The sequence below is a fragment of the Rhizomicrobium sp. genome, from assembly GCA_037200045.1.
In the GTDB taxonomy this organism is placed as follows: Bacteria; Pseudomonadota; Alphaproteobacteria; order Micropepsales; family Micropepsaceae; genus Rhizomicrobium.
In genome coordinates, this window is sequence record JBBCHM010000001.1 from 2,319,856 (window position 1) to 2,344,736 (window position 24,881).

Genomic DNA, 24,881 nt, shown 5'->3' on the forward strand with positions numbered 1-24,881 from the left:
ATGAACTCCACTGGGATCTCATACTTCGCCCGCACCAACCACCGGAACTCCAACGTCCCCTTCGGCATCAAGCAGGCGGACCGCCTCTCGCACCTATACATCATCGGCAAGACAGGCACCGGCAAGTCCACGCTCATCGAGACCTTGGCGAAGCAAGACCTGGAAGCGGGGCGCGGCTTCGCCCTCATCGATCCCCATGGAGACCTCGTGGAGAGGGTCTCCGAGTATGCGCGCGATGAAGACCGCGTCGCATACCTCAATGCGCCAGATGGCGCGTGTCCCTTCGGCTATAACCCGCTGCGCCGCGTGCGGGACGATAAGATACCCTTGGCCGTCTCGGGCTTCATCGAGACGCTACGGAAGCTCTGGCCGGACGCCTGGGGCGTGCGCATGGAGCATGTGCTCCGTAACACCCTCTATGCCCTCTTGGAGCAGGACGACGCCCGCCTGCCGGACATCCTCAAGCTCTATTCCAACGAGACCTATAGGAAGGGCATCGCGCGGAAGATCAGGAACGAGACCGTCCGCCGGTTCTGGCGGCACGAGTTCGAGCAGTACCACTACCGCCAGAAGGCGGATGCCGTGGCCCCTATCCAGAACAAGCTCGGGGCCTTGCTTTCAGACCCCACGCTCTATCGCATCCTTGTTGAGCCGAAGATCGATCTGAAGTTTCGTTCCATGATGGACGAGGGGAAGGTGCTTCTGGTGAACGTCTCGAAGGGACGGCTCGGGGCCGATAGCTCCCTTATGCTCGGCGCCCTTGTCGTCTCGACGCTTTCGCTCGCCGCGCTCTCCCGCGCCGATAGCGATGCGCGCCGCCCCTTCTTCGTCTATGTGGACGAATTCCAGTCCTTCACCACCCTCATGCTCGCCACCATGCTCCCGGAGCTTCGGAAGTACGGCGTGGGGATGACCCTAGCGAACCAGCACCTCCACCAGCTCGATCCGGCCATCCGCTCGGCCGTGCTCGGCAATGCAGGGACGCTCATATCGTTCAGGGTGGGGGCCGAGGACGCGCCGTATCTGGCCCGCGAATTCCAGCCGACGTTCGACGAACCGGACCTACTTAACCTGCCGAACCACTCGATCTATCTGAAGCTGATGATCGATGGGGCACCGGGGAGGGGGTTTAGCGCGGCTGCAACGACGAAGGCGCTTCTGACGACCGCCCGACCGGCTGCAACAACTCGCTGAACTTCAAGTTCGAGAGATACGGCGCGTAGATTTTGTCCAGCGACGCGACGAGGCGACCGTGAATCCTGTCGCTCTCTCGCGGTGTTCCCTCCGCGTTGTCGCGCAACAAGCTGATAAACTCGATGACGATATGCTGGGCGGTATTCTCGCGCACGCCCTCGTCCGATTTCATGTCGCGCCACGTCTTCGCGGTCGTCTTGAGGACGACGCACAAATCCTTCTGGGACTTGAACAGCAACTCCATGTGCTCGGCGAGCTCGGGGGCCAGCTTGAACCGCGGCTGGCTAGGGCCGAATTCCTGCGCCAACGCGTCCTGCGCCTGCTGTACGACGCTCAGATGCTTTTGTTTCGCCAACTGCAACCTACCAGATATTGTGTTCATCTTGCGCCACGATACAATAATTTATTCCAGAATCTTTAACAAGATACTAATAGGCGCCACAAGGCTCTATCAGAATCTATTCCCTATACAGTCTACGTGATTTCTTGTGGGTGCTATTGGTTCCCTGTGTTATTGTAGTTGCAACGGTAGATGCCTTCTCTCCGATGTCTCCGAATCAGCCAACGACGCGAGGTCTTGGTGAACAGGGCGAGGAACTAGCAAAAATGAGGTGGGCCTCGCGATCGCCATCGCGAGGCCCTTCTCCAGCACATCGAGGTCAGAGACATGCTGAAGAATCCCTATGTGGTGCCCAATCTCCTGGTCGTGAACTTGCGCTACGCGGCCGATACCGCACATGCGGGTGGCTTGGCTCATGGTCTCGCGGTCGCAGCCCTAGCGTTCATGCAGACGGGCGAGGTCGCCTATGCGCTCTGGCTCGCCTCGCTGGGAGTCTTGTTCGCGACGGCCTTGCTCCGGGCGATATACGACGCATGGCGCGAGACTGTGCGCGAGTTCGCGGAGCCGCCGGTTGCTCCGGCGGTCCGCCGTAGGCGCACCGTAAAGCCGCCGACGCCCCCGCCGCCGAAAAGAAAGAGCAGGAAGGCCAAGGCGAGCCGCCGCTAAGCGTGGCTCCGCCAAGGCCGCCGATAAGCTGCTCGCAGCTTAGCACCCCCTTGGCAAAATCGAACAGCGCCGCAGAGGCGTCACCGCGAGCGTGCATTGTCAATTTCCGGCGAGGCATCTGACTTTGCATTCCCATTTCCCGATGGCCTCTCGCATCTCCGGCATGAAGTCATACCGCTGGTAGACGCCCACGATGCCGCCAAAGCTTCCAGAGACATGATTGAGCAGGCGTTCTATCACCGGCAACGCCACGCCTTCGGCCGCGAGGCCCGAGGCGAACGTCCGCCGCAGGTCATGGAGCGTCCAGCCTGAGACGCCGGCGCGCTTCGCGAGCTTGGGCGAGCATTTGGAGAAGCCGTTGAAGGGCGTCGCGAGGCCGAGGGCCGGAAAGTAGCAGGCGTCGGGATCGGCGGGAGGGCGGCCGAGGATGCTTTTCGCAAACGTCCCGAGCGGCACGACATGCTCGCGGCCGTTCTTCGCGAGCCACGCCGGGATGGTGATAACGTCATCGCCCACCATGCTCCCGGTGAGGCTCGTGATCTCGCCGCGCCGCTGTCCGGTGAGGATGAGGAGCTTCACGATGCGGCCGAAGGTGTCTTCCTCGCATGCGCGCCAGACCTTCTTGAGCTCGTCGTCCGTGAGGATACGGGCGCGGGCGACGTATGAGTGCGGGGCGCGCATGCGCTCCATGGGGCTCCTGTCCAGATAGTGCTTGCGGTGCGCCCAGCGGATGAACGCGCGGACCACCACGAACGCCCGCTGCTGCTCGGCGGGCGTCTCGCAGAGGCGGCCGAGGCTCTTTTGAAGGTCGTGCGGGGACACGTCCGCGAGCTTCGTCTCACCGTACTTGAAGTGACGCTTGAGGACATAGCCGTAGTTCTCGTGGGTGCGCCACTTGCACTCGCGCTTGACCTCCGAGAGGTATTCGTCGAGCGCGACCGTCCAGGCGACAGGCTTCGGCTTGTCCTTGCCGAGCGTGTACTCGGCAAGCCGCCGCTTGGCCTCTATGCGGGCGTCGTGCAGGCTCACGACGCCGACGCGACCCAAGGTCTCTCTTTGTCGGCGCGGGCCGTGCGTGAGGACGAAGCTCTTGGTGCCGCCTTCGCTCACGCGGACGCCGAAGCCCGGGATGAGGTCATCGGGGAAAATGACGGCGCCCTCGGAGGGCGCCTTGAGGGAACGGATGGTCGGATCGGTCAGTCGCATTTGTCTCGCCATTGTCTCGCGCGAGGGCCGCGATGCGGCGATCACGCATGATGCGCCGCGATACTCCGCCCGACCGGAATAGCAACGGCTCCAATGGCTTAGGTGCAGGTATGAGACGCTATGCGCCGCAATCAAATCTGCTTCGTAATGATGGGGTCGCGTGTTCGAGTCACGCAGGCGGCACCATTTTTTCTCGGCGCTACGCGCGGCGGCGCGGATCGTGAAAACGCCGTTGCTCCGGTGAAACGGTTCACGCACCGGTTGCCGAAGAAAACATTACGAGACCCCTTCCTTTTCGAAATGTTTTGTGGGACGCTGTAAGCGGATGGGGCGCGTTGTTTCCAACGCGTGGGGATTTTTGTGAAAAACTATCGCGTGCTGTGGCCGCTTGCGGCCGTGGGCATAGTTTTGCTCATTCTGCTGCTGTCCTATTGCACCCTCATTCGGCATCCGACGCCTCCCGAAAAGAGCGCCGTGCCGCTTTCGCTGGATGGCGGTCAGCTTCTGGCGCTCAACGATGCCGTCGTCACCGGTTTCGCCGGCACCGCGATCCGGACCGCGGAGCTGGCGTCCGCTCCGACCGGGCCGCAGGCCATCGAACAGACCTTTATCGATGTCGGCGGTCCCGCGGCCCGCTTCCTCAATGCGCGCGAACCGCGCCAGGTGTGGAACGGGACCATGTGGGTCGCGCCGCAGACCCGCGCGATCCCCGCCGCGCAAATCGGACAGGTCTTCGGTGTCGCGATCGACGACGCGTCCCATCCCAATGTCTATCTCGCGGCGACATCCGTGTACGGATTGAACCTGGTCGCGCGGCCCGAACGCGACGACGATGACGACGACAAGGACAAAGCCAAGGACGATGACGACGACGCGGTGCCGCATCGCCTCCACACCGGCGGTCCCGACGCGGCGTGGATGGCCGGCCAGTTCGGCCCCGGCGGCGGCCCCACGAGCATCTGGCGGGTCGACGGCCGCGGCGGTCAGGTCACCTTGTTCGCGACGCTCGATGGCGGCGGCCCGGCGGCGCTCGGCAACCTCGCTTACGATTCGGTGCACCGTCAGCTCTTCGTCTCCGATCTGTCGACGGGCCTGATCCACCGGCTCGATCTGGCCGGGCGCGACCTTGGCCGTTTCGACCACGGCGCCGACGGCCGCCGCGCCGCCGGCCTCGACGCGGTCGCCCACGATTCGTCGGGCGGCGTGCGCATGACCGACGCCGCGTTCGATCCGCAGAAGCCCGCCAGTTGGGGCTTCGCGCCCGCCGCGCGCCGCGTCTGGGGTTTGGCGGTGCATGCGAGCCGGCTCTATTACGCCACCGCCGACGGCCATGTCTGGTCGGTCGGCCTCAAGGACGACGGCGACTTCGCCGACGACGCGCGCAAGGAGATCGATCTTCCGGCCGGCGATCCGCCGGTCTCCGACATCGTGTTCAGCCATGAAGGCGCGATGATCGTGGCCGAGCGCGCCGTGATCGGCACGCATTTCGACTACAGCCCGCTGCCGCCGGCCGGTGTCGCCCATGTCTATCGCTTCTGGCCCGAAAAGCCGGACGATCCGAACACCGCCAGCGCTTGGTACCAGCAGCCCGAGGAATATGCGGTGGGCTATGCGAACGGCAACCGTGCCAGCGGCGGCGGCGTCGATCTCGGCTATGGCTACCGGATCGACGACAAGGGCGTCGTCAGCTTCGATATCGACGGCTGCGAGGACGCGATCCTCTTCACCGGCGACGATTTGCGCAGCTTCCACAAGACGGCGGACGGCTTCGCGCCCGACGGCGCGCTCCGGCTCAGCGGCCTGCAGATCAGCCCGGCGCGGCCGGTGCGCGGCTTCAACACGCCGCCGTCGATCAGCTATTTCGTCAATTACCTCGGCCAGATGGACAGCCGCGACCACCGCGGCGCCATCGGCGGGGTGCGCGTCTATCGGCTGCCCTGCACCGGCGCGTGCCCCATCCCGCGCGGCGAGGATTTCGCGGTCAACAGCGCTCCGCCGGCCCCGCCCGGTGCGCCGCCGCCGCCTCCGCCGCCGCCAAACCCGGCCGGCTGCACCGGCGCGGATTGCACGCCGCCCTGCACCGGTCCCGATTGCGGACCGCCCTGCACGGGACCCGATTGCGGGCCGCCTTGCACCGGACCCGATTGCACCGGCCCGAAGATCTGCATGGCGGTCCAGGGACGCGCGGTTTGCGATCCCGCCTCCGGCGGCTGGGTCTACAAGCTGACCGCGACCGATCCGCTCGGCCTCGGCATCGATATGGTGAGCGCCTATTCGCGCGTGCCGGGCGTGACGGTGTCGAACGGTCCGCAGATTTCGCTCAATCCGCCGCCGGGCGTGATCCAGCTCAGCGGCGCCTCGCCGGGACAGGTCGTGACGGTCGATATCTGCGGCTTCAACAGCGCCGATCCGAACTACAAGGCCGGCAAGCCTTATGATTGCTGCCGCCAGACGCTGCATGTGCGCGTGCCGCGCGGCGTGTGCAAGCCGAACGAAGGGGCTGCACAATGACCGGCTGGATGAAAGCGCTCCTGATCGCCGGCGGCACGGCCGCCGGCGCCGCCGTCATCGCCGCCGCGGTCTATTTCGGCCTGCCTTATCTTCAGCAGAAGGCACCGCCCGCGGCCCACGCCCCGGTGACATCGTCGACTTCGCCCGACTTCACCAAGACCGCCTATCAGGTGGATTCGAGCGGCAATCTGGTTCTCGATTCGAACGGCAATCCCGTTCCCTTCACGGGTTCGGTCCATGTCGGCGACGAGGTCGAATATGTGCTGACATATAAGGTGCCCACCACGGGCGCGACCGGGCCTGTCACCATCACCGACACGCTGAGCGCCAACCAGACCTATGTCGACCCCTCCATCCAGGCGCCGCCGGGATGGACCTACCCGACGAGCCCGGGTTATCCCGGCAACGCCGAAACCTACAGCAATCCCGGCATGGGGCCGGGCACCGGCTTCACGATGACCGTGGTGCCGATCGGCCCGGCCGTCGGTCTGGCCGGCAATTCCACCGGCGACGGCTTCCAGCCGATTCCGGTCGCCGCCGCCGGACATATCTACAGCGTGTGGCACCACATGCCCAATCCTCAGCCCGGTTCTTACGCGGGCGTGATGTGCTGGAACGCGTCCGATCTCAGCCCCTGCGTCGGCTATTCGAAGCTGATCAGCGCGGCCGGAGGCGGCAATATGATCACGCCCCATTGGCCGCATGCCGTGGTCGTGGGCACCAAGTTCTATTTCCCGGCCAGCCGCGAGCAGGCCAACAACACGACCGCCGATCTCGGCATCGGCTGCTGGGACACCGTGACCGAGGCGGCGTGTCCCTTTATCACGCTCCCCGGCAGCCCGACGTTCCCGTTCGTCTGGTCGTCGATCACGACGAGCCAGTATGGCGCCCACTCCACCAGCTATCTGGCCGGCGTGGTGACCGATCCGGCGCAGCCGACGCATCTGATCGTCAACGTGAACAACCAGCTCTATTGCATCGATGCGACGACGTCGGCGCCCTGTGCGGCTTGGGCGAGTTCGCCGCCGCTGGCCGGCGCCACGATGGCCGGCCAGTTTCGCGACATGATCGCGGAAGACTCCGGAGGCAGTCCGCGGGTGTTTGTCGAATACAATGGCGGCACGGCGTCGGCCCGCATTGCTTGCCGCGTTCTGGCGACGGGTGCGAACTGTCCGGGATGGGCCTTGGTCGGCGGATCGTCGGAAACCGTTCTGCCGCTCAAGACCGGAAACTACATGACGATATCGCCTGTTCCGGACGCCGGTCCGGGCTGGCTCGCGGTCTGCGCGCACCAGGCGCTGCAGGGTCCGCCGGCGTGCCTGAAGACGGCCGATGGGACGACCTATACGATGCCGGCGATCTTCGGCACGGCCGCCGGACCGTTCAACGGGACGGACAATAATTATGCGCCGGGCGGCAACGGCCGCTATGTGATCGCGGCGTTCCGTATCCCGGGCACACGGCAGGTTCTCTATCCCTATTATATCTCGCGGACGCAGCCCTTCTGTTTCGACTTCGCGACCTCGGCACCTTGCGCCGGCTTCAACGCCGCCTGGAATTCCGACAACGTCACGCCAAATTCCACGCTCGGCGCCGCCCGCGACTACGGCTACGCCGCCGATCCGACCGATCCCGAGCACTGCCTGCTGGGCCTCGGCGACCACGAGATTCTCTGGCGCTTCCGCCGTGACGGCGCGATGGGGCGCGGCGTGTGCAGCCAGCAGCACATGCAGCAGACGTTCAACATCGACGATCAGTTCTGCGCCAAGAAGCCGAAAGAGGCCAACTGGACGAATGTGGAGATCGTCGGGCGTCCACCGGAGCTCGTCGGCGGCACGATCACGATCACCAACTCCGCCGGCACGGTGGTGCAGACCATCGCGGTGACGAGCGCCAATTCCTATCCCGTCAATCTCGCGGCGACCGGAACGGACGCCACGCTCACGGTCGCCTTCACGCCGAATTACGGCACCAACACCCCGCCGACGGCCGCTTACCAGGTCAAGCTCGACTACACCGCCGATGTCGATCCGCAGATCTGCTACAAGGTGAAAGTCCTGGATTGCACCGAGGGCGCGCCGCAGATCGACGCCAGCAACCACGCCGTCTACACCGACGCGCTCGGCACCAAGGCCGCCGATGTCAATCTCGGCAAGGTCGTGGGCGGCCATTGCGGCCCGCCGCCCTGCCTGCTCGACCTGCAATCGTCGATCACGGTGAATCCGGACGGCACCGGAACGCTCGCGATCACCGGATCGGGGCCACCCGGATTCAATCCGACGATCCTCAACGTCCATACGACCACGGCCGGTGTCGGCATCGCGCCGCCGACGCGCACCGTGCCGCCGGGGCCGATCAACACGACCTTCGTCCTTACCGGCATCACGCCGGGCCAGAGTGTCGACATCCAGATCGACGCGGTCGATCCGGGCGCCGGCACCAACGGCAGCGACAAATGCTGCTCTTCCACGATCACCGTCATCGTGCCGCGCGACGACCATCATCATCACACCGATGTCGCAATCCAGAAGAGCGCCACGTCCGAAGGCCAGGGACCGGCCAATGGCAGCGGCTATATCTATACGCTGGCCGTATCCAACATCAGCGATCCGGTTCCCGGCAGCGCCATCGTCGTCACCGACGTGGTGCCCGCGGGCTTGAGCTTCGCCAGCGCGACCGGCACGAGCTGGAACTGCCAGGGACCGTTCCCCATCGCGGCCGGCGGCACGCTCACCTGCACCTATACCGGCGGGGGAATGATCGCGACGGGGCAGAACCTGCCGCCGATCACCATTGTCTCGACCAATGCGATCCCCGGCGCGCAGCTTCCGCAGGTGACGAACTGCGCCCGCATCGCCCTGGTGCCGGCAGCCGGACTGACCGACTACAATCCGTCGAACGACCAGAGCTGCGTCACCGGCGGAACGCAGGCCGGGACGCAGGACGATCTTGGCATCCACAAGACCGTCGCGACCCACGGCCATGGTCCCGACATTCTGGGCTACACCTACACGCTGGCGGTCACCAATCTCGGCGCGCCGGTCAACGGCCAGAACACGGTGACGGTCACCGATGTCGTCCCCGCCGGGATCAGCTTCGCCAGCGCCACCGGCACGAACTGGAACTGCCCCGGTCCCTTCCCCATCGCGGCCGGCGGCACGCTCACCTGCACCTATGCCGGCAGCGGCGCGCTGACGACCGGACAGCCCCTGCCGACCATCGCCGTGACCACCGGCAGTTTCGTGGCGGGCGCGGTGGCTCCGCCGATCACCAACTGCGCCGATGTGGCGTTCGCGGCGGGCAGCGGCCTCACCGACGGCAATGCATCGAACAACCATAGCTGCGCCAGCACCGGAACGGTGACGGTCATCAAGGTGGTCAAGCCCGCCCAGGGCCATGATGTTTCGACGGCGGAGTTCTATGCCAACGTGTCCTGCGCCCTGCCGGACGGAACCACCACCGCCTCGGGTTACGCCCTCAGCCCGGCCGACAACTACACGCAGGTGGTTTCGAACGTGCCCGCGAGCTCGGTCTGCACGATCTCCGAGACGACGCCGCTGCCCGCGACCGACGATCCGGCGAACTGCCATTGGGACACGACCTATCCCGACGGGCAGCAGGCGACCGTGACGGCCGGCAACGTCACCGCGCATATCGTCAACACCGAAACCTGCGGCACCAAGGGCGCGGAAGCCGTCCCCACCACCACCGTCACGATCGCGAAGGCGGTGGTGATCGACGGAAAGATCAGCCATGCGCCGCACGAGGCGTTCCCGATCCGGGCAAGCTGCGTCCAGCCGGACGGCAAGACGGTGAGCCTGAACTACACCGCGTCCGCGGCGCTGGGCTTCGACTCGGTCAAGCAGACCGTGCCGGCGGGGACCAAGTGCACGGTCCGCGAGCCTCCACCGCCGCCGCCGCCGGGCCGCCGCCTATGCCATTGGGAGACGACCTATCAGTTCAACGGCAAGCCGGTGCGCGCCTTCCCGGTGACGCTCGGCGGGCGCGCGGGCAACGTCATCGCGGTGCGCAACGAGCTTGTCTGCGAGGACCAGCCGACCGACGAATCCTGCGCCGGCACCGGCCATTGGAACGGCCGGCGCTGCGTGACGTGCGAGCGGGGCGAGACCTGGGACGACGCGAAACGGATCTGCACCGTGCCGCGCCTGATATGCCACGCCCCCATGGTCCTCAACGACGAGGGCACGGCGTGCGAATGCCCGGAAGGAACGACGCTGAAGAACGGCACCTGCCGCAAGCGCGGCTCGTTCCTCGACGACGTGCTCGGCCACACCCATTTCGGGATCGGCGGCGGCACGGGCGGGCATCGCGGCGGCGGCGACACCCAGCCGCCCGGAAAATAGCGCGCCGGGCGGTTCGGTCAGACGCGTTCGAGCAGCGCGACGGTGCCCTGGCCGCCATCGGCGCAGACCGAGACGATGCCGCGCGTGCCCGGCGGCATCGCCGTCATCTCCTTGGCCGCCTGGCTCAGGATGCGCGCCCCGGTCGCGGCGAAAGGATGGCCCAGCGCCAGCGAGCCGCCATGCGGATTGACGCGCTGCCAGGGAAACGCGCCGAGGTCGGCATCGACGCCCGCTCTGGTCCGGCGATAGTCGCCATCGGACGCCGCGCGGATATTCGCGATCACCTGCGCCGCGAACGCCTCATGGATGTTCCAGGAGCCGATATCCTCGAAGACCAGGCCGTGGCGCGCCAACAGCCGCGGGATCGCCCGCGCCGGCGACATCAGGATGCCTTCCGCCTCGTGGCGGAAATCCATCGCCGCCAGTTCCCAATCGACCAGCTTGACGCTCGGCGCGACGCCGAGCCGCGCGATGCCGTCGCGGTCGCCGACCCACAGCGACGCCGCGCCGTCGGTCAGGGGCGAGGAATTGCCGGCCGTCAGCGTGCCGTCCGCCGCGAAGGCCGGTTTCAGCCTGGCGAGCGCTTCGACCGAAGTGTCGCGCCGCGGGATCGCATCGCGTTCGACCCCGTCGAACGGCACGATCAGGTCGTCGAAGAAGCCGCTGTCCATCCCGTCGATGGCGCCCTGATGGCTTCTCAGCGCACGCTCGTCCTGGTCGGCGCGCGCGATGGAAAAGTATTTCACCGTGTCTTCGGTGTGTTCGCCCTGGCTGCGGCCGCTCTGCTTGTTCACCCAGCCGTGGATCGGCAGGTCGAAATCGCCGGCGGTCAGATGCGCCAGCATCGCGGCCGCGCCCGCGGGGTCCTTGCGGAACGTCGCCAGGATCGCATCGGCCTTCGCCATGGCGAGCGCGATGGGCACATGGCTCATCGTCTCCACGCCGCCGATGAGCGCCAGATGCGTGCCGCCGCGTCCGATCATCCCGGCCGCCTCGACCGCCGCCATGAAACTGGTCGAGCAGGCGAGCACGGTGGAGAAGGCCGGGATGCTCGGGTCCAGTCCCGCCTCGAACACCAGTTCGCGCGCGATGTTCGATACGGTGGGATCGGGGATGACCTGGCCCCAGGTCAAAAAGTCCGGCCGCGCCTTCGCCGCCATGGCCGATGCCACCGCGGACGACAGCGCGAGCGCGGAATGCTTGGCGAAAACGCCGCCGGCCTTCACGAAGGGGGTACGCAGGCCGGGGGCCAGGAAGATATCCGTCATCGCCGTTCCTTTGGTTCCGCGAGCGTCAAGCGGGCCGAAGCCTACGCGCAAATGCCCCGTCCCCGTCAGCCCCCGCCGTCATGGACGGTTCGGGCCGCCATGGTCCGCGGCTCAGGACGGGAACCGGTCGGAGAACATCGGCAGGCCGCCGACCGACTCCGCTCTTGTGGCTTCGTCCTGCAGCACGTCCCAATGCTCGGCGAGCTTGCCGTCTTCGATGCGCACGACGTCGGCGGCGATCCACGACGCCGGCCGGCCATGGCCGGAGAACCGGCCATGCGCGATGACGTAATCGCCCTCCGCCACGATCAACTGGTTCTCGTAGCGCAGCGTGGCGGGCTGGCCGCGCACGAGGTCGAACAGCCCGTCGCGCCCCGGCGCGATATGGGCGCTGTGCTGGATGTAGCGGTCCGACCAGAACCGCGCCGCGCCGGCGTAGTCGCGCTTGTTGAACAGCGTGTCGAAGGCCGCGAGCACGAGTGCCTTGTTGGCTTCGGCCCCGTCCGAAGCCGACGCGAGGCACGAGGGAAACGGCAGCCGCTCGGCCGGCGAAAGCCGGGCATCGTCCTGCAGCCGCGCGGTGAGGAACCGGTCGGCTTGCGCCACGAAAAGCTCGGGATATTGATAGAACGATCCGTGGTTGGAATCCGGATACAGCACGAGCTGCGCGTTCGGCAGGGTCTGCTGCAGGACGAAGGAATTCTTCGTCGGGATGATCACGTCGTCGCTGCCTTGCACGATCAGCGTCGGCTGGCGGATGTTCTTCAGATAGTCGAGGACGCCTTCGCCCGGCGCGGTGTATTTGCCGACCGCCTGGCGCTGCGCCGCGCCGGCCGCTTCGCTCACTTCGGGATCGCGATCCTTCCGCCGCAGCTTGCGCTCCAGGAAGGCGAGACCGGCCGCCCGGCCGGAGGCGGAGGGCGAGAAATGGACCGCGAGCCACAGATGCTCGGGCGGATCGTAGCGTCCGGCGAATATCTCCGCCGATTTGCTGGCCGACATGTCCGCGCCGCGCGGACCGGTGCCGACCAGGATGAGCCGGCGCACCAGGTCGGGCGCCTGGGCGGTGATCTCCTGGGCGACCATGCCGCCGATGGAGAAGCCGAGCACGTCCACTTCGGCGAGCCCGAGCGCCCCGATGAAGGCGATCGCGTTCCTGCCCATCTCCGGAAAGCTGGCCGGCACCGCGCCCGAACTGCTCGACACGCCGGCATTGTCGAACAGGATCACCTCGCGATTGCGCGCCAGGCCGTCGGTCACCGCCGGATCCCAGTAATCCATCGTGCCCGTGAAATGCTGGTTGAACACCAGCGGCACGCCGCCCGGCTTGCCGAAGCGGCGATAGGCGAAGCGGATGCCGTTGGTCTCGACGAACCTGGTCGGCGCCGTCTGATGGGTGTGCTCGCTCATGCGGTTCTCCGGTCGTGGCCTGCGTTCTCGCGACAGGATGGTTCTGCCATGATCGTCCGCCGCCGGATTTGATCGTCCCGGCACCAATTGGACGTTCCCGCCGCGTCTTGCGTGGCCGCTGTCCCGCCGGGCCGAACTGGTCTATGGTTGTTCGATGGCTCGCGAGACCGCCTATATCGTGCAAGCTTTCGTCGCCGGCCGCGGGGCGGGGCTGAAGGCCGAGAAGGCCGTGCCCTGCAAATCGGCCGATGCGGCGCGCCGCATGGCCGAACGCATGGCGGCCTCCAAGCTCGGTGTCGTCGCGTTCTCGACCACGGGCGACGCCGAGACCGGCGACTATGACGAGCAGCCGACGATTCTCTTCCAGGCGGGCCGCCTCTCGGCCCAATTCGAGGAATGACGGTACCTTCGCGTTGTCGCGAAATCTTTCACTTGGAACCTTAATCCAAAGCGCGCGTTTTCGGTTCGCGCGGTGGCTGCGGCGCTTTTTGTCATCCTGGATGCGTTCATGGCCGTCGTTCTCATCGTCGAAGACGAAGTATTCACGCGCGAAATCGCCGAGATGATGATCCGCGACTGGGGCCACCAGACCCTGTCGGCAGGCGACATCGACGAGGCGCTGTTTTACCTGCGCTCGGCCCGGCACATCGACGCGCTGTTCACCGACATCTATCTGCGGTCGGCGATCCTCGGCGGCTGCGATCTGGCGCGCGAGGCGGTCAAGCTGCGGCCGTCGCTGCGCGTCCTCTACACCACCGGCAATTTCGTCACCGAGAAGATGAAGGCGCTGTTCGTCGACGGCATGGGCTGCCTGAGCAAGCCCTATACCGAACAGCAGCTCCACGGCTCATTCGCGAACCTGCTCGCGGTCTGACGCCGCGAAGCGACGAGGGACCATGCCCGTATCCGACATTGCCGCGAGCGACATCGTGGAGACCGTGCCGAGCGCGCTGCTCGTGCTCGACCGCAACCTCAACATTACCTCGGCCAACCGCGCCTTCTACCAGACCTTCCGCACCAGCGCCGAAGAGACCGAGGGCTGCCTCATCTACGATCTCGGCAACCGCCAATGGGACATCCCCGCGCTGCGCACCTTGCTGGAGAGCGTGATCCCCCATCGCGCCTCGGTCGAGGGGTTCGAGGTCGAGCACGATTTCCCGACCATCGGCCGGCGCACCATGCTGGTCAATGCGCGCAAGATCTACCGACCGGGCGAGCATGACGGCTTCATCCTGCTCGCCATCGAGGATGTCAGTGAGGAGCGCGCGGCGCGCAAGGAAAGCAACCGCAACTGGCAATTGACGCAAAGCATCGTCGATACGATCCGCGATCCCCTGGTCGTGCTCGAAACCGACATGACGATCGTGACGGCGAGCAAGGCGTTCCTGACCATGTTCGGCATCACCCAGGCCGAGGCGCATGGCAGGCGCATTTCCGAGCTCGGCCAGCATCAATGGGACGTGCCGGCGCTGCGCCATCTGATGGACAAGGTGCTTCCGGAGAACAAGCCGATCGAGAATTTCGAGATCGAGGACGATTTCCCCGGCCTCGGCCTGCGCGTCTTCAACCTCAACGCCCGCAAGATCTCGCAGCCGGGAAACCACGCGCACCGCATGCTGCTGGTGTTCGAGGACATCACCGACCGCAAGCAGCGCGAGCGCGACGCCCAGATGCTCACCAACGAAATCTCCCACCGCATCAAGAACAATCTGCAGATCGTCGTCGGCCTGATCTCCTACGAGGCCAAATGGACGGCGGCGCCGTGCCTGCCGGGCTATATGGCGATGCAGGCGCGCATCGGCGCCATCGCCCAGCTCTACGACCTGATTTCCCAGTCGAGCCGCGGCCGCACCGTCGCCATCGACGCCTATCTGACCGAGATCGCCAAGGCGATGGCCGCGAGCCTGGGCGCGGATTCGGGGATCGCGATAAAGGTGAAGGCCGAGGCGCTGCAGATCGATCCGGACCGCGCCGTGCCCTTCGGGCTTCTGGTCAACGAGCTGGCGACCAACGCGATCAAGCACGCCTTTCCCGGCGGATCGGGGCAGGTCCTGCTGACGGTCGAACGGATCGGCGACGAGATCGAGCTGACGGTCGCCGATGACGGCGTCGGCATGAAGGACAAGGTGGTGGCGAAACTCCCGGAGAAGCGCGGCGCCGACTACGTCGCCATCTTCGTGCGCCAGTTGCACGGACGTCTCACCGTGTCGGGTCCGGGACAGCCCGGAACCGCGATCAAGATAAGCCTCCCGCTGCTTCTGCTCCCCTCCGGCGGCGCCGAACCCATCGCGGCATAGCCGCGCCTCAGGTCGCGGCGGTCGCCAGCAGGCCGATGGCGACCGAAGGGGCCGTCGTCTCGGGCTTTTCGCTTTCGCGCGCCGCGGGCCTCGGCGCGTGCCGCACCGATCCGTCGAGATGCGCACCGCGCTCGACCGTCAGGATGTCGTGAAAAAGCTCGCCCTCGACGCGCGCGCCGGCGCTGAGAACCGTGGTGCGCGATTGCAGGATGCCGCTGGCGCGTCCGCGAATCGTCAGCGCGTCGGCGACGATCTCGCCCTCGACCGAGGCGTTGTCGCCGATCACGATCTTGCGGCCGCGCACATTGCCCTCGACGCGGCCGTCGATCTGGATGTCGCCTTCGGACGTCATCGTGCCTTGCACGATGAGATCCGCGCCGATGAGCGACGGCGTCCCCACCGCTGGATTCGGTTGCTTCATAGCCATGTGCCCAAGCTCGCGCCTTCCACCCGAGACTAATGAAGTTGGAGCGGCCGCGCATGGGGATTCCGGCATCCTGCGTCACTGTCGCTTCACACGCCGACGCCAAACTACGTTTTGCAGCCTGTTTAAACGGCAATCCCGGCGCGGCGGCCGGGCCGGTGCCCGCGCTTCAATGCGCCGAAGACGCCAGCAATTCCGCCAGATAATCCTTCCACAGCGCCGCCCAGGTGTGCGTGCCATGGCCATGCGTCTGGTCGCTGATGGGGATCAACACAAAATGGGCATGCGCGATGTCCTTGACCTCGCGCTCCGCGATGCCGAGTTCCGGCGGATTGATGAAATCGTCCGCCGAGTTTACCCACATCACCGGCGCCTTGATCGTTCCCAGCTTCGCCTCGGGGTTGTAGTCGCGCGAGGAATCGACCTGATAGAGGAAATCGTTGGCGTCCAGGCTCGCGAGATCCTTGCCGATGACATCGGCGAGATAGGCGTCGGCCGCGTCGCGCGTCGGATAGGCCTTCTGCGCCACCAGCGGTGCGGTGCCGGCAATGACCAGGAAATCGGCCGCGGTGCGCAATCCCGCCAGCGGCTGGCTCTTGTAATCGCCGCCCTCCCAGGCCGGATCGTTCCTGATCGCGTCGATGATCATCTTGCGCCACAGCCGGTTGCGTCCCGCGATCTCGACCGGCAGGCAGGCGAGCGGCATCAGCGCGTCCATGAAATCGGGATAGGCCTCGCCCCACACGAAACTGTGCATGCAGCCCATCGAGGTGCCCAGCACCAGGCGCAGATGGTTCACATGCAGGCCCTTGGTCAGCAGCAGATAGTCCGCCTTCACCATGTCGTCGTAGTCGTAATGCGGAAACCGCGCGTGCAATCCGTCGCTCGGCTTGGACGATTTGCCGTGCCCGATGCCGTCGCGCAGCACGATGAAATATTTCGCCGGATCGAGCAGCCCGCCCGGCGCGAACAGAATATTGGCGAATTGCGGCCGCAGGAACTGGGTTCCGTCGCCGCCGGTGCCGTGCAGGATCAAGACCGCATTGGTCACGCGCCCCTTGGCGTCGCGCTTCGGCGTGCCGAGCGTCCGGTAGTGCAGGCGCAGATCCTTCAGCGTCTCGCCGGAGGCGAAGGCGAAATCATGCGCGATGAAATCGCCTTCGCGGGGCGCAAGGCTCGGCGGCGCATCCGCCGCGCGGGCGGGGACGGCCAGGAGAAGCGCCAGCGCGAGACCGGCCATCAGACGCGACATCGGTGATGCTCCTTCAACGGCGGAAGCGCAGGTTCAATCCCTGCTTCGCCCAGTTCGCCTCGACAGTGTCGAGATCGTGCACGCCGGCCGGATTGGCCTTGGACGGCGAATTGCCCAGATAGGGCGCGCGCTCGCGCCGCCACACGCCGAGCAGCCGGCGCAGTTCCGGCAAGGGCTCGGCGGCGTCGTCGACCCGGATGCTGAGATCGGGGAAGTCCTCCGTCGTCACCATCACCATGGCCGCCGATTGCCGCCCGCGCCGGTCGCCGCCTGCCGCCTCGCCGGTCTCGAGCGCGGCCAGCATCCGCTCGGGCAGGGGCGCGGACGGATCGGCCTTGAAGCCGTCCAGCGTCGCCCGCGCCACCTTGTCGTTGCTCAGCATGTTGCCGGCGATGCTGACGAAGGGCTCGCCCAGATGGCCCGCCCATTCGACGCAATGCCGGCCGGTCCACCCCGCGAAGCGGCCCTGGGCATCGACGGCGTGAATCTGCCGGACCTCGCGGCCTTCGTCACCCGCGACGGCGGCTTCGATGGCGAGCTTGGGCGACAGCCCGCGCGCCAGCCCGTCCAGGACGACGGGCGCCAGATAGCGGTTGGTGAGCGACTGGGTGCCGACCGCCCCGATGCCGGCGCGCACGAACGGCACGAAGGAGCCGCTGGCGAACGCCCTGGTCGCGACGGCGGCGCCGAACGCGCCGGTCTTCGCATCGAAGGCGACGATGGACCAGGTCATGGAAAATACCCCGCAACGAACGGCCAGAGCCTAGTCGCCGAAGCGCGGCGGAGCAATTTTACAGCGTCATCCCATTGGGGCGCGCCCGGCCGGAAATCGGTGCTAAGAAGACCGGAAAGAAGCGGGAGGAACGGATGAACGGCGCCGAAAGCCTGGTGCGCACGCTGGTGGCGTCGGGCGTCGAGGTCTGCTTCGCCAATCCCGGCACCTCGGAGATGCATTTCGTCGCCGCGCTCGACCGGGTGGACGGCATCCGCGCCGTGCTCGGCCTGTTCGAAGGCACCGTCACCGGCATGGCCGACGGCTATGGCCGCGTAGCGGAGAAGCCGGCCAGCACCCTGCTGCATCTGGGTCCGGGCCTGGCCAACGGCCTCGCCAACCTGCACAACGCCCGCCGCGCCGCGACGCCCATCGTGAACATCGTCGGCGACCACGCGACCTATCACGCGCAATATGACGCGCCGCTCGCCTCCGACATCATCGGCTTCGCGCGGCCTGTCTCGGCCTGGGTCCAATCCTCGCCGAGCGCGCTGACCGTCGCGGCCGACGGCGCCCGCGCGGTGCAGGCGGCGCTGTCGCCGCCCGGCCAGATCGCGACGCTCATCCTGCCCGCCGACACCGCCTGGAACGAAGCCGAAGGCGAAGCGCCCGCGCTGCCACGTCCGCTGCCGTCCGCGGTGTCGGACGAAGCGATCTATCGCGCGGTCGCCGCGCTGAAGAACGGCAAGCGCACGACGATCCTGATCCGTGGTCACGCCCTGAAGGCGCGCGGCCTCGCCGCCGCCGGCCGCATCGCCGCCGGGAGCGGCGCGCGCCTGGCCTGCGACACCTTCACCGCGCGGCTGCAGCGCGGCGCCGGCCGCGTCGCGCTGGCGCGCATTCCCTATTTCGCCGAGCAGATCGTCGAGTTCTTCGCCGATACCGAGCAGCTCGTCCTGGTCGGCGCCAAGCCGCCGGTCTCCTTCTTCGCCTATCCCGGCAAGCCGAGCTGGGGCTTGGCCGAAGGCTGCGTCATCCACTATCTCGCCCATGCCAATGAAGACGGCACCCAGGCGCTCGAAGCCCTCGCCGAAGCCCTGGGCGCGCCGGCCGCGCCGGCCCATGTCGCGCCGCTCAAGCGGCCCGACAGCATCGCCGACAAATTCGACCAATTCACCATCGGCCAGGTCATCGCCCGCCATCTGCCCGAGGGCGCGATCATCTCCGACGAAGGCGCCACCTCCGGCGCCGGCACCGCGCTCGCCACCGCCACGGCCGCGCCGCACGACATTCTCAGCTTGACCGGCGGCTCCATCGGCCAGGGCCTTCCCGTCGCGACCGGCGCGGCGGTCGGGGCGCCGGGCTCCAAGGTCGTCTGCATCCATGGCGATGGCGGGGCGATGTACACGCTCCAGGCCCTGTGGACGCAAGCGAGAGAAAAACTCGACGTCACGACGGTGATCTTCGCCAACCGGTCCTATGCGATCCTGAACATCGAGCTGGCCCGCGTCGGCGCCGGCAATCCGGGGCCCAAGGCGCTTTCCATGCTGGACCTGCACAATCCGGAGCTCGACTGGACCAAGCTCGCCAGCGGCATGGGCGTCGAGGCCTCGCGCGCCACGAACATCCGCGATTTCGAAAGCCAGTTCGAATCCGCGATGCGCGGCAAGGGGCCCAGGCTGATCGAAGCCATCCTCGGTTAGCGGCCGTCCCTCCCGGCGGGTGGTCTCGACAACCCCGCACCCCCGGCGCAATCCTAGCGCCATGAGCGATGCTCCCGCCGTCCTCTCCAAGGCGCCCGCCGCGCCGGCCCTGCCGTTCGAGCAGCTCCTGTTCGTGCGCTCGCCCTTGGGCACGTTCGGCACGACGCTCGTCGTCTTCGTCGGCCTGTTCGCGAGCTTCCTGCTCGCCGCCTCGGCGCAGGGCGTCGCCGCGATCCATCGCGTGGGCGAGCGGATCGCGTTTTCCGGCGCCGCCTGGCCGGCCTTCGTGCTGTCGCTGCTCTGCGCCACCGCGCTCGGGGCGCAGCGTTTTGCCCGGCTGGCGGAGGCCGGCGACACCGCCGACTACGCCAGGATCCTGACCGGCGGCATGGCGAGCGCGCTGGACGTCACCTCGGTGGCGCCGCGCGAGGCGCGCCTCGGGCGCGCCACGCTGATCGGCGTCGCGATCGGCCTGGTCGTGAGCAGCCTCATCCGGCTCAGCGAAGTCCGCGACGGCCATTTCGTCGCGACCCTGCCGATGGCGTGGTTCGCCGTCGTGACGACCTTCATGATCGTGATGTTCACCCGGGGCGTCGAACAGACCCGCGCCGGCAATCGCGGCTATGCCCGCACGCTCAACGCCGAACTGAAGATCGACCTGCTGCGCATCGACCAGCTTTCCGTGCTCGGCCGCTCGGCGGCGCGCACCGCGCTGATCTGGTTCGTGATCTCCGCCGTCGGCTGCCTGTTCTTCGTCGGCGGCGACCTGAACTGGCTGACGATCCTCCTGACCGCCGCCTGCGCCGCGATGGGCCTGGGCATGTTCGTGAGCATCGTGAGCCGCATTCACCGCCAGATCGTGGCCGCCAAACGGGCCGAACTCGAACGCATCCGGTGCCGGATCGACGACCTGCGCGATGCCTTGCACGAAGACGCCTTCGCCTCCGCCAAGCTGCATGGGCTGCTGGCGTACGAAAAGCGCATTTCCGACGCCCCGGAATGGCCGTTCGACCAGACCACGGCGGTGCGCGTCGTCGCATCGGCGCTGATCCTGACGGTGCCGTGGTTCGGCCAGGCCGTCGCGGCCTATCTGGTGGAGCATCTCGGCCATATCGCGGGCTAGATCGGACGATTGGGGGAAGCCATGAGCGATATTGCTGTCGTCGTTGCCGGGGCTGGTGGCCGCATGGGCCATCAGATTCTGCGCGCCGTTTCCGAAGCGCCCGGCATGACCGTGACCGGTGCGCTGGAGGCGCAAGGCCATCCCGATCTCGGCCAGGATGCCGGGACCCAGGCGGGGCTCAGGCCGCTGGGCATTCCCTTGACCGACGATCCGCTGCCGCTCCTGGCCAAGGCGCAGGCGCTGATCGATTTCACGATCCCGCGCGTCTCGGTTGAACTGGCGGCGCTGTCGGCGCAGGCGCGCATCGTCCATGTGATCGGCACGACGGGATGCTCGGCGCAGGACGACGCGAAGATCCGCGCTGCTTCGCGCCATGCGGTGATCGTCAAGTCGGGCAATATGAGTCTCGGCGTCAACCTTCTCGCCAAGCTGGTCGCCGAGGCCGCGAGGGCACTTCCGGCCTATGACATCGAGATCGTGGAGATGCACCACCGCCGCAAGGTCGACGCGCCGAGCGGCACGGCGCTGATGCTCGGCGAAGCGGCGGCGCAGGCGCGGGGGATTTCGCTGGCGGAGAATTCGGATCGCGGCCGCGACGGCCAGACCGGGGCGCGCAAGGACGACGTCATCGGCTTCGCCAGCCTGCGCGGCGGCACGGTGATCGGCGAGCACCAGGTGATCCTGGCCGGCCCGAACGAGCGGATCGTGCTCGGCCACATCGCCGAGGATCGCGCCATGTTCGCGTCGGGCGCCGTGGCGGCGGCCCGGTGGGGCCAGGGCAGGAAGCCCGGCCTCTATGCGATGGCGGACGTGCTCGCCGCCGACTGACGCTTAGCTTGGCGCGCCGCCTCGACCGCGAGCATCGCGCGCTTGCGCTCGACGCCCCAATGATAGCCGGTCAGCGCCCCGGTGCTGCCGAGCACCCGGTGGCATGGGATGATCCAGGAGATCGGATTGCGCCCGACCGCGGCGCCGACCGCGCGCGACGCGGTGCTCTTTCCGACATGCGCCGCGATGGCGCCGTAGCTCGACATCCGGCCCTCGGGGATCGCCAGCAGCGCCGCCCACACCTTGATCTGCCACGGCGTGCCCAGCAGGTGCAGGCGCAGATCGCCTCTCTTGTTCGCGCCGAAAATCTCCGCCGCATATTTCGCCGTGCGCTCGGGCGCTTTCGCATAGGCGGCGCGCGGCCAGCGCGCCTGCATGTCGGCGAGCATCTTCGCCTCCTCGCCCTCGTCGCCGAAGGCGAGGCCGCAGAGGCCCTTTGCCGTCGCCATCACGAGCGCGACCCCGAAGGGGCACGGATGAAAGCCGTAATCGATGACCAAGCCGTCGCCGCCCTTGGCATATTCGCCCGGCGTCATCGCCTCGATCTTCAGGCAGAGATCGTGCAGCCGCGACGGACCGGAGAGTCCCGCGTCGAGCGCGGTGTCGAGCAGGCTCTTGCCGTCGACCAGATTGGCCCTGGCGTGATCGAGCGTCAGATGGCCGACGAAATTCTTCGGGCTGACCCCGACATAGCGGGTGAACAGGCGCTGGAAATGGAACGGCGACAGGCCGACCGCGCCGGCGGCGTCCTCCAGCGACGGGTGGTCGAGATAGTTGGCGGCGAGGAAGCGGATGGCGCGGCCCATGCGGCGCCAATTCGCGTCGTTCTCGTCGAAGGAGATCACGTTGCTCATGGGCGGAAGATGGCCCCGGCGCCGGCCGATTGCGACCCGTTTCTTGCGCGCCGTCAGCGCGGTTCCACCATGACCTTGCACTGGGTGGTGCGCTTTTTCAGGCCCTCGAAGGCCTTGGGCATGTCCGCGAGCGCCACCGTGTCGCTGATCATGGCGTGCGGCGGCGCCTGGCCGCCGTCCAGCATGTCCAGCGCCGCCTGGTACTCGCCCATGTTGAAGAAGGCGGAGGTCAGGATGCGCGCCTCCTTGGACACCGCCGCGAAGGGCACGAAACTGTCCAGCGCCGTGCACAGTCCCATCATCACGATGATGCCGCGCGGCCGCACATAGTCCAGCGCCTGGGCGATGGCGCCGGGCCGTCCGACGCATTCGAACACGATGTCGGGCGCGCCGCCCAGCGCCGCCGTCACCTTCGCCTTGGCGTCGTCCTTCACCGTCACGAAGGAGGTCGCGCCGAGGGTGTGGGCGAGATCGGTTTGCAGGTCGTTGAGGTCGCACACCGAGACCTTGGCGGCGCCGAGCCGGCGCGCCCAGAAGGCGACGCCGAGCCCGATCGGCCCCGCGCCCATCACCAGCACGCGGGCGCCCGCCGTCAGCCCCGACAGCGCCACGCCGTGCAGCGCCACCGCCAGCGGCTCGACCAGCGCGCCGTCGGCCAGCGAGGTCGTGCCCGGCAGGACGCGGCACTGTCCGGCGCTGGCGACCGCCAACTCGGCATAGCCGCCGCCTTGCAGCATGAATTTGTGGCACCAGGCCGTCTCGCCCGCGAGGCAGGCGGGGCAGCGGCCGCAGCCGCGCAGCGGCGCCACCGCGACCCGATCGCCTTTGCGCAGGCCTTCGACGTCCTTGCCGGTCTCGAGGATCTCGCCGGCGAATTCATGGCCGAGCACCGTGCCGGCGGCGATGCCGAAGGCGGGTTCCTCGGTCATGTGCAGATCGCTGCCGCAGATGCCGCAGCGCCCGACCCGGATCAGCACCTCGTCGGCGGCGGGCTTGGGATCGGCGACGTTCTCGACCGCAAGCGGCTGATGCAGGGCATGGAAGACGGCGGCTTTCATGATGGGCCTTTCAAGGGTTGTCGTCTTGGGTTGCTTCACCCATCAACCTCAAATGTCATGGCCCGCGAATGCGGGCCACCCAGGTGATCTCAGTCCAAGTCCTTCAAATCCGAGCCGGACAGCACGTCGCTCACATCGAGCCCAATTTGATTTCAACTGGGTGGTCCGCATTCGCGGGCCATGACATCCCCGTTTTTGATTCAACCCAAATCAAATCCGCCGCGCAAGAAAAAGGGCGGCCCGAAGCCGCCCTTTTCCCTTATCGAACGATCGCGTTTCGCTGTGCGACGCTTATTCCGCCGCGAGCAGCGAGGCGCCGAGCTTGGTGCCGCCGTTGAGCTGGATCAGGTATTTGATGCCTTCCTCGGCGATGGCGTCGCCGACCATGCGGTCGCCTTCGGCATAGAGCTCGGCCATGTCGATATAGGCGGCATAGACCGGCTTGGTGCGCTCGGTGATGATGCCGGCCTTCAGCAGCGTCTTGATCAGCACGCGGAAGATGTTGGTGGCGTCGGCCATCTCCTCGCGGATCGCCGCGTCGGTGATCGCTTCCATGAAGGCCTGCTGACACCACACGGGGTCGAGGCCGACCTCGCGATAGATCCACGCCTTCTGGTCCGGCGAGCCCAGATTGTAGAGCAGCACCTGGAACACCTGCGCCGCCCAGTCCTCGATCAGCTCGTGCTCGGACTTCGACAGATGCGGGATGGTGCGGTCGGCCCAGATCTTGCCGAATTTGTGATGGAACGCCTCGTCGGTCATGACCATCTGCATCAGGTGGCGCATGAGCGGATCGCGCGCTTCCTTGAAGAACGTGGCGAAGGCGCCCATGGCGAGGCCTTCGACCAGCATCTGCATGCCGACGATTTTCTTCCACACCAGCGGCGAGGACACCATGTCGTTGAGCAGGTTGCCCAGCGCCGGTCCCACCTGGCACGGCGCGCCCCAACGGGTCTGGATGTATTTGGAGAACGCGGTGACATGGCGCGCTTCCTCACGCGTCTGGTTGGCGGCGTATTCCTGGGCGCCGGGATCGCGCAGGATGTGGCAGAGCGAGGCGGACAGCGACAGCGCGCCCTGCTCGCCATGCAGGATCGAGGACAGCGACCACAGCGTGTCGAGATTGGCGAGCTTGATCTTCTGCTTCTCGTCCAGCTTGTCGCCGATCGCGGTCTTCAGATCGCCATTGAGCTGCGGATTGACGAGATAGTCGTTCTCCAGGTCGAAGGGCGCCGAGAAGTCGATGTACTTCTTGTCGAGCGGATCCCAGAAATGGTCGTGGGTGGCGCTGATGATCTTGTCGAACGCGCCGGAGCGCTCGCCATAGCGCTTGGTGTCCAGCATCGCCGGAAAATCGTTCGGATCGACCGCGTTATAGGCGGGGTCCTTGGTGATGTTGTCCATGTGCCGCACTCCCTCATTCCGTCTGGGTTATTGCCCTTGATGGAAGGATACGCCGCTGCGCTTCCAGCGCAAGAAAAAATGACGGCGCCGTCAAGAAATTGAACGGATATTATAAACAACACGATAACAACGACTTATATGGCGGTCCGGGTCGAAATCAGGCGGCGGCCGGGCCGGCGATGCGCCCAGGGTGGCGGATCGCGCGCCGCGCCGGTTAAGCGATCGCGGCGCCGTCGGTTGCGGTGCCGCGAATCTTCCGCGATGACA

The 24,881-nt window shown here is 66.8% G+C and carries 20 protein-coding genes; 10 read left to right on the plus strand and 10 right to left on the minus strand.

Annotated features, from left to right (window positions below; genetic code table 11):
• The gene (locus WDM86_11205) at positions 1-1,194 is read left to right on the plus strand and encodes a type IV secretion system DNA-binding domain-containing protein (GenBank protein MEI9990596.1); all 1,194 of its coding nucleotides are present in this window, start codon (positions 1-3) and stop codon (positions 1,192-1,194) included.
• Here the strand turns inward: WDM86_11205 and WDM86_11210 are convergent.
• The gene (locus tag WDM86_11210; GenBank protein MEI9990597.1) at positions 1,130-1,549 is read right to left on the minus strand and encodes a hypothetical protein; all 420 of its coding nucleotides are present in this window, start codon (positions 1,547-1,549) and stop codon (positions 1,130-1,132) included. The genes WDM86_11205 and WDM86_11210 overlap by 65 nt on opposite strands.
• Positions 1,550-1,861: 312 nt before the next feature.
• Here WDM86_11210 and WDM86_11215 point away from each other — a divergent pair, with 312 nt between their 5' ends.
• Positions 1,862-2,200 (plus strand): hypothetical protein, encoded by a 339-nt coding sequence (locus WDM86_11215; GenBank protein ID MEI9990598.1) that lies wholly within the window; start codon positions 1,862-1,864, stop codon positions 2,198-2,200.
• A gap of 99 nt (positions 2,201-2,299) precedes the next feature.
• Here WDM86_11215 and WDM86_11220 read toward each other — a convergent pair whose 3' ends face one another.
• Positions 2,300-3,406, minus strand: coding sequence for a tyrosine-type recombinase/integrase (locus WDM86_11220; GenBank protein MEI9990599.1), 1,107 nt, complete (start codon positions 3,404-3,406; stop codon positions 2,300-2,302).
• 474 nt (positions 3,407-3,880) lie between these two features.
• Between WDM86_11220 and WDM86_11225 the strand changes: the two genes are divergently transcribed.
• On the plus strand, positions 3,881-5,917 hold the full coding sequence (locus tag WDM86_11225; GenBank protein MEI9990600.1) for a hypothetical protein: 2,037 nt from the start codon (positions 3,881-3,883) through the stop codon (positions 5,915-5,917).
• Positions 5,914-10,281, plus strand: coding sequence for a DUF5979 domain-containing protein (locus WDM86_11230; protein MEI9990601.1), 4,368 nt, complete (start codon positions 5,914-5,916; stop codon positions 10,279-10,281). The genes WDM86_11225 and WDM86_11230 overlap by 4 nt, the downstream gene beginning before the upstream one ends.
• Positions 10,282-10,298: 17 nt before the next feature.
• Here WDM86_11230 and WDM86_11235 read toward each other — a convergent pair whose 3' ends face one another.
• Both WDM86_11235 and WDM86_11240 read right to left on the minus strand, forming a co-directional pair.
• Complete coding sequence (locus tag WDM86_11235; protein ID MEI9990602.1) at positions 10,299-11,549, minus strand: acetyl-CoA C-acyltransferase; 1,251 nt, start codon at positions 11,547-11,549, stop codon at positions 10,299-10,301.
• 111 nt (positions 11,550-11,660) lie between these two features.
• Positions 11,661-12,959, minus strand: coding sequence for an alpha/beta fold hydrolase (locus tag WDM86_11240; GenBank protein MEI9990603.1), 1,299 nt, complete (start codon positions 12,957-12,959; stop codon positions 11,661-11,663).
• A gap of 154 nt (positions 12,960-13,113) precedes the next feature.
• On the opposite strand from WDM86_11240, the gene WDM86_11245 reads away from it, so the two are divergent.
• From WDM86_11245 to WDM86_11255, 3 genes are all read left to right on the plus strand, one after another.
• A complete protein-coding gene (locus WDM86_11245) occupies positions 13,114-13,359 on the plus strand; it encodes a hypothetical protein (GenBank protein ID MEI9990604.1) in 246 nt (81 codons plus the stop codon).
• 108 nt (positions 13,360-13,467) lie between these two features.
• Positions 13,468-13,833 (plus strand): response regulator, encoded by a 366-nt coding sequence (locus WDM86_11250; GenBank protein MEI9990605.1) that lies wholly within the window; start codon positions 13,468-13,470, stop codon positions 13,831-13,833.
• A 22-nt stretch (positions 13,834-13,855) separates the two neighbouring features.
• Positions 13,856-15,256, plus strand: coding sequence for a PAS domain-containing protein (locus WDM86_11255; GenBank protein ID MEI9990606.1), 1,401 nt, complete (start codon positions 13,856-13,858; stop codon positions 15,254-15,256).
• A 7-nt stretch (positions 15,257-15,263) separates the two neighbouring features.
• Here WDM86_11255 and WDM86_11260 read toward each other — a convergent pair whose 3' ends face one another.
• The 3 genes from WDM86_11260 to WDM86_11270 all read right to left on the minus strand — a co-directional run bounded on the left by WDM86_11260 (position 15,264) and on the right by WDM86_11270 (position 17,665).
• Positions 15,264-15,677 (minus strand): polymer-forming cytoskeletal protein, encoded by a 414-nt coding sequence (locus WDM86_11260; GenBank protein ID MEI9990607.1) that lies wholly within the window; start codon positions 15,675-15,677, stop codon positions 15,264-15,266.
• A 172-nt stretch (positions 15,678-15,849) separates the two neighbouring features.
• Positions 15,850-16,932, minus strand: coding sequence for an alpha/beta fold hydrolase (locus WDM86_11265; protein MEI9990608.1), 1,083 nt, complete (start codon positions 16,930-16,932; stop codon positions 15,850-15,852).
• 13 nt (positions 16,933-16,945) lie between these two features.
• Positions 16,946-17,665 carry a DUF1028 domain-containing protein gene (locus tag WDM86_11270; GenBank protein MEI9990609.1) on the minus strand — a complete coding sequence of 240 codons (720 nt, stop codon included), beginning with the start codon at positions 17,663-17,665 and terminating at the stop codon, positions 16,946-16,948.
• A gap of 134 nt (positions 17,666-17,799) precedes the next feature.
• Here WDM86_11270 and WDM86_11275 point away from each other — a divergent pair, with 134 nt between their 5' ends.
• From WDM86_11275 to dapB, 3 genes are all read left to right on the plus strand, one after another.
• Positions 17,800-19,347: an acetolactate synthase large subunit gene (locus WDM86_11275; GenBank protein ID MEI9990610.1), complete on the plus strand. Its 1,548-nt coding sequence runs from the start codon at positions 17,800-17,802 to the stop codon at positions 19,345-19,347.
• 61 nt (positions 19,348-19,408) lie between these two features.
• Positions 19,409-20,470 carry a hypothetical protein gene (locus WDM86_11280; protein MEI9990611.1) on the plus strand — a complete coding sequence of 354 codons (1,062 nt, stop codon included), beginning with the start codon at positions 19,409-19,411 and terminating at the stop codon, positions 20,468-20,470.
• Between the two features lie 21 nt (positions 20,471-20,491).
• On the plus strand, positions 20,492-21,298 hold the full coding sequence (gene dapB, locus WDM86_11285) for a 4-hydroxy-tetrahydrodipicolinate reductase (protein ID MEI9990612.1): 807 nt from the start codon (positions 20,492-20,494) through the stop codon (positions 21,296-21,298).
• Here the strand turns inward: dapB and WDM86_11290 are convergent.
• The 3 genes from WDM86_11290 to WDM86_11300 all read right to left on the minus strand — a co-directional run bounded on the left by WDM86_11290 (position 21,265) and on the right by WDM86_11300 (position 24,614).
• Entirely contained in the window at positions 21,265-22,152 is an 888-nt protein-coding gene (locus tag WDM86_11290; GenBank protein ID MEI9990613.1) for a methylated-DNA--[protein]-cysteine S-methyltransferase, read from the minus strand. The two genes, dapB and WDM86_11290, sit on opposite strands and share 34 nt — an antisense overlap.
• Positions 22,153-22,205: 53 nt before the next feature.
• Positions 22,206-23,210 carry an alcohol dehydrogenase catalytic domain-containing protein gene (locus WDM86_11295; protein ID MEI9990614.1) on the minus strand — a complete coding sequence of 335 codons (1,005 nt, stop codon included), beginning with the start codon at positions 23,208-23,210 and terminating at the stop codon, positions 22,206-22,208.
• Positions 23,211-23,501: 291 nt separating this feature from the next.
• On the minus strand, positions 23,502-24,614 hold the full coding sequence (locus tag WDM86_11300) for a ferritin-like domain-containing protein (protein ID MEI9990615.1): 1,113 nt from the start codon (positions 24,612-24,614) through the stop codon (positions 23,502-23,504).
• Positions 24,615-24,881 lie beyond the last annotated feature (267 nt).

Bases quoted from the DNA above. Each gene is read 5' to 3' on its own strand.
- WDM86_11280 (MEI9990611.1), top strand. From the start codon at position 19,409: ATGAGCGATGCTCCCGCCGTCCTCTCCAAGGCGCCCGCCGCGCCGGCC.
- WDM86_11275 (MEI9990610.1), top strand. From the start codon at position 17,800: ATGAACGGCGCCGAAAGCCTGGTGCGCACGCTGGTGGCGTCGGGCGTC.
- WDM86_11300 (MEI9990615.1), bottom strand. From the start codon at position 24,614: ATGGACAACATCACCAAGGACCCCGCCTATAACGCGGTCGATCCGAAC.
- WDM86_11230 (MEI9990601.1), top strand. From the start codon at position 5,914: ATGACCGGCTGGATGAAAGCGCTCCTGATCGCCGGCGGCACGGCCGCC.
- WDM86_11260 (MEI9990607.1), bottom strand. From the start codon at position 15,677: ATGAAGCAACCGAATCCAGCGGTGGGGACGCCGTCGCTCATCGGCGCG.
- WDM86_11265 (MEI9990608.1), bottom strand. From the start codon at position 16,932: ATGTCGCGTCTGATGGCCGGTCTCGCGCTGGCGCTTCTCCTGGCCGTC.
- WDM86_11295 (MEI9990614.1), bottom strand. From the start codon at position 23,210: ATGAAAGCCGCCGTCTTCCATGCCCTGCATCAGCCGCTTGCGGTCGAG.
- WDM86_11250 (MEI9990605.1), top strand. From the start codon at position 13,468: ATGGCCGTCGTTCTCATCGTCGAAGACGAAGTATTCACGCGCGAAATC.
- WDM86_11205 (MEI9990596.1), top strand. From the start codon at position 1: ATGAACTCCACTGGGATCTCATACTTCGCCCGCACCAACCACCGGAAC.
- dapB (MEI9990612.1), top strand. From the start codon at position 20,492: ATGAGCGATATTGCTGTCGTCGTTGCCGGGGCTGGTGGCCGCATGGGC.
- WDM86_11220 (MEI9990599.1), bottom strand. From the start codon at position 3,406: ATGCGACTGACCGATCCGACCATCCGTTCCCTCAAGGCGCCCTCCGAG.
- WDM86_11235 (MEI9990602.1), bottom strand. From the start codon at position 11,549: ATGACGGATATCTTCCTGGCCCCCGGCCTGCGTACCCCCTTCGTGAAG.
- WDM86_11245 (MEI9990604.1), top strand. From the start codon at position 13,114: ATGGCTCGCGAGACCGCCTATATCGTGCAAGCTTTCGTCGCCGGCCGC.
- WDM86_11215 (MEI9990598.1), top strand. From the start codon at position 1,862: ATGCTGAAGAATCCCTATGTGGTGCCCAATCTCCTGGTCGTGAACTTG.
- WDM86_11270 (MEI9990609.1), bottom strand. From the start codon at position 17,665: ATGACCTGGTCCATCGTCGCCTTCGATGCGAAGACCGGCGCGTTCGGC.
- WDM86_11240 (MEI9990603.1), bottom strand. From the start codon at position 12,959: ATGAGCGAGCACACCCATCAGACGGCGCCGACCAGGTTCGTCGAGACC.
- WDM86_11290 (MEI9990613.1), bottom strand. From the start codon at position 22,152: ATGAGCAACGTGATCTCCTTCGACGAGAACGACGCGAATTGGCGCCGC.
- WDM86_11255 (MEI9990606.1), top strand. From the start codon at position 13,856: ATGCCCGTATCCGACATTGCCGCGAGCGACATCGTGGAGACCGTGCCG.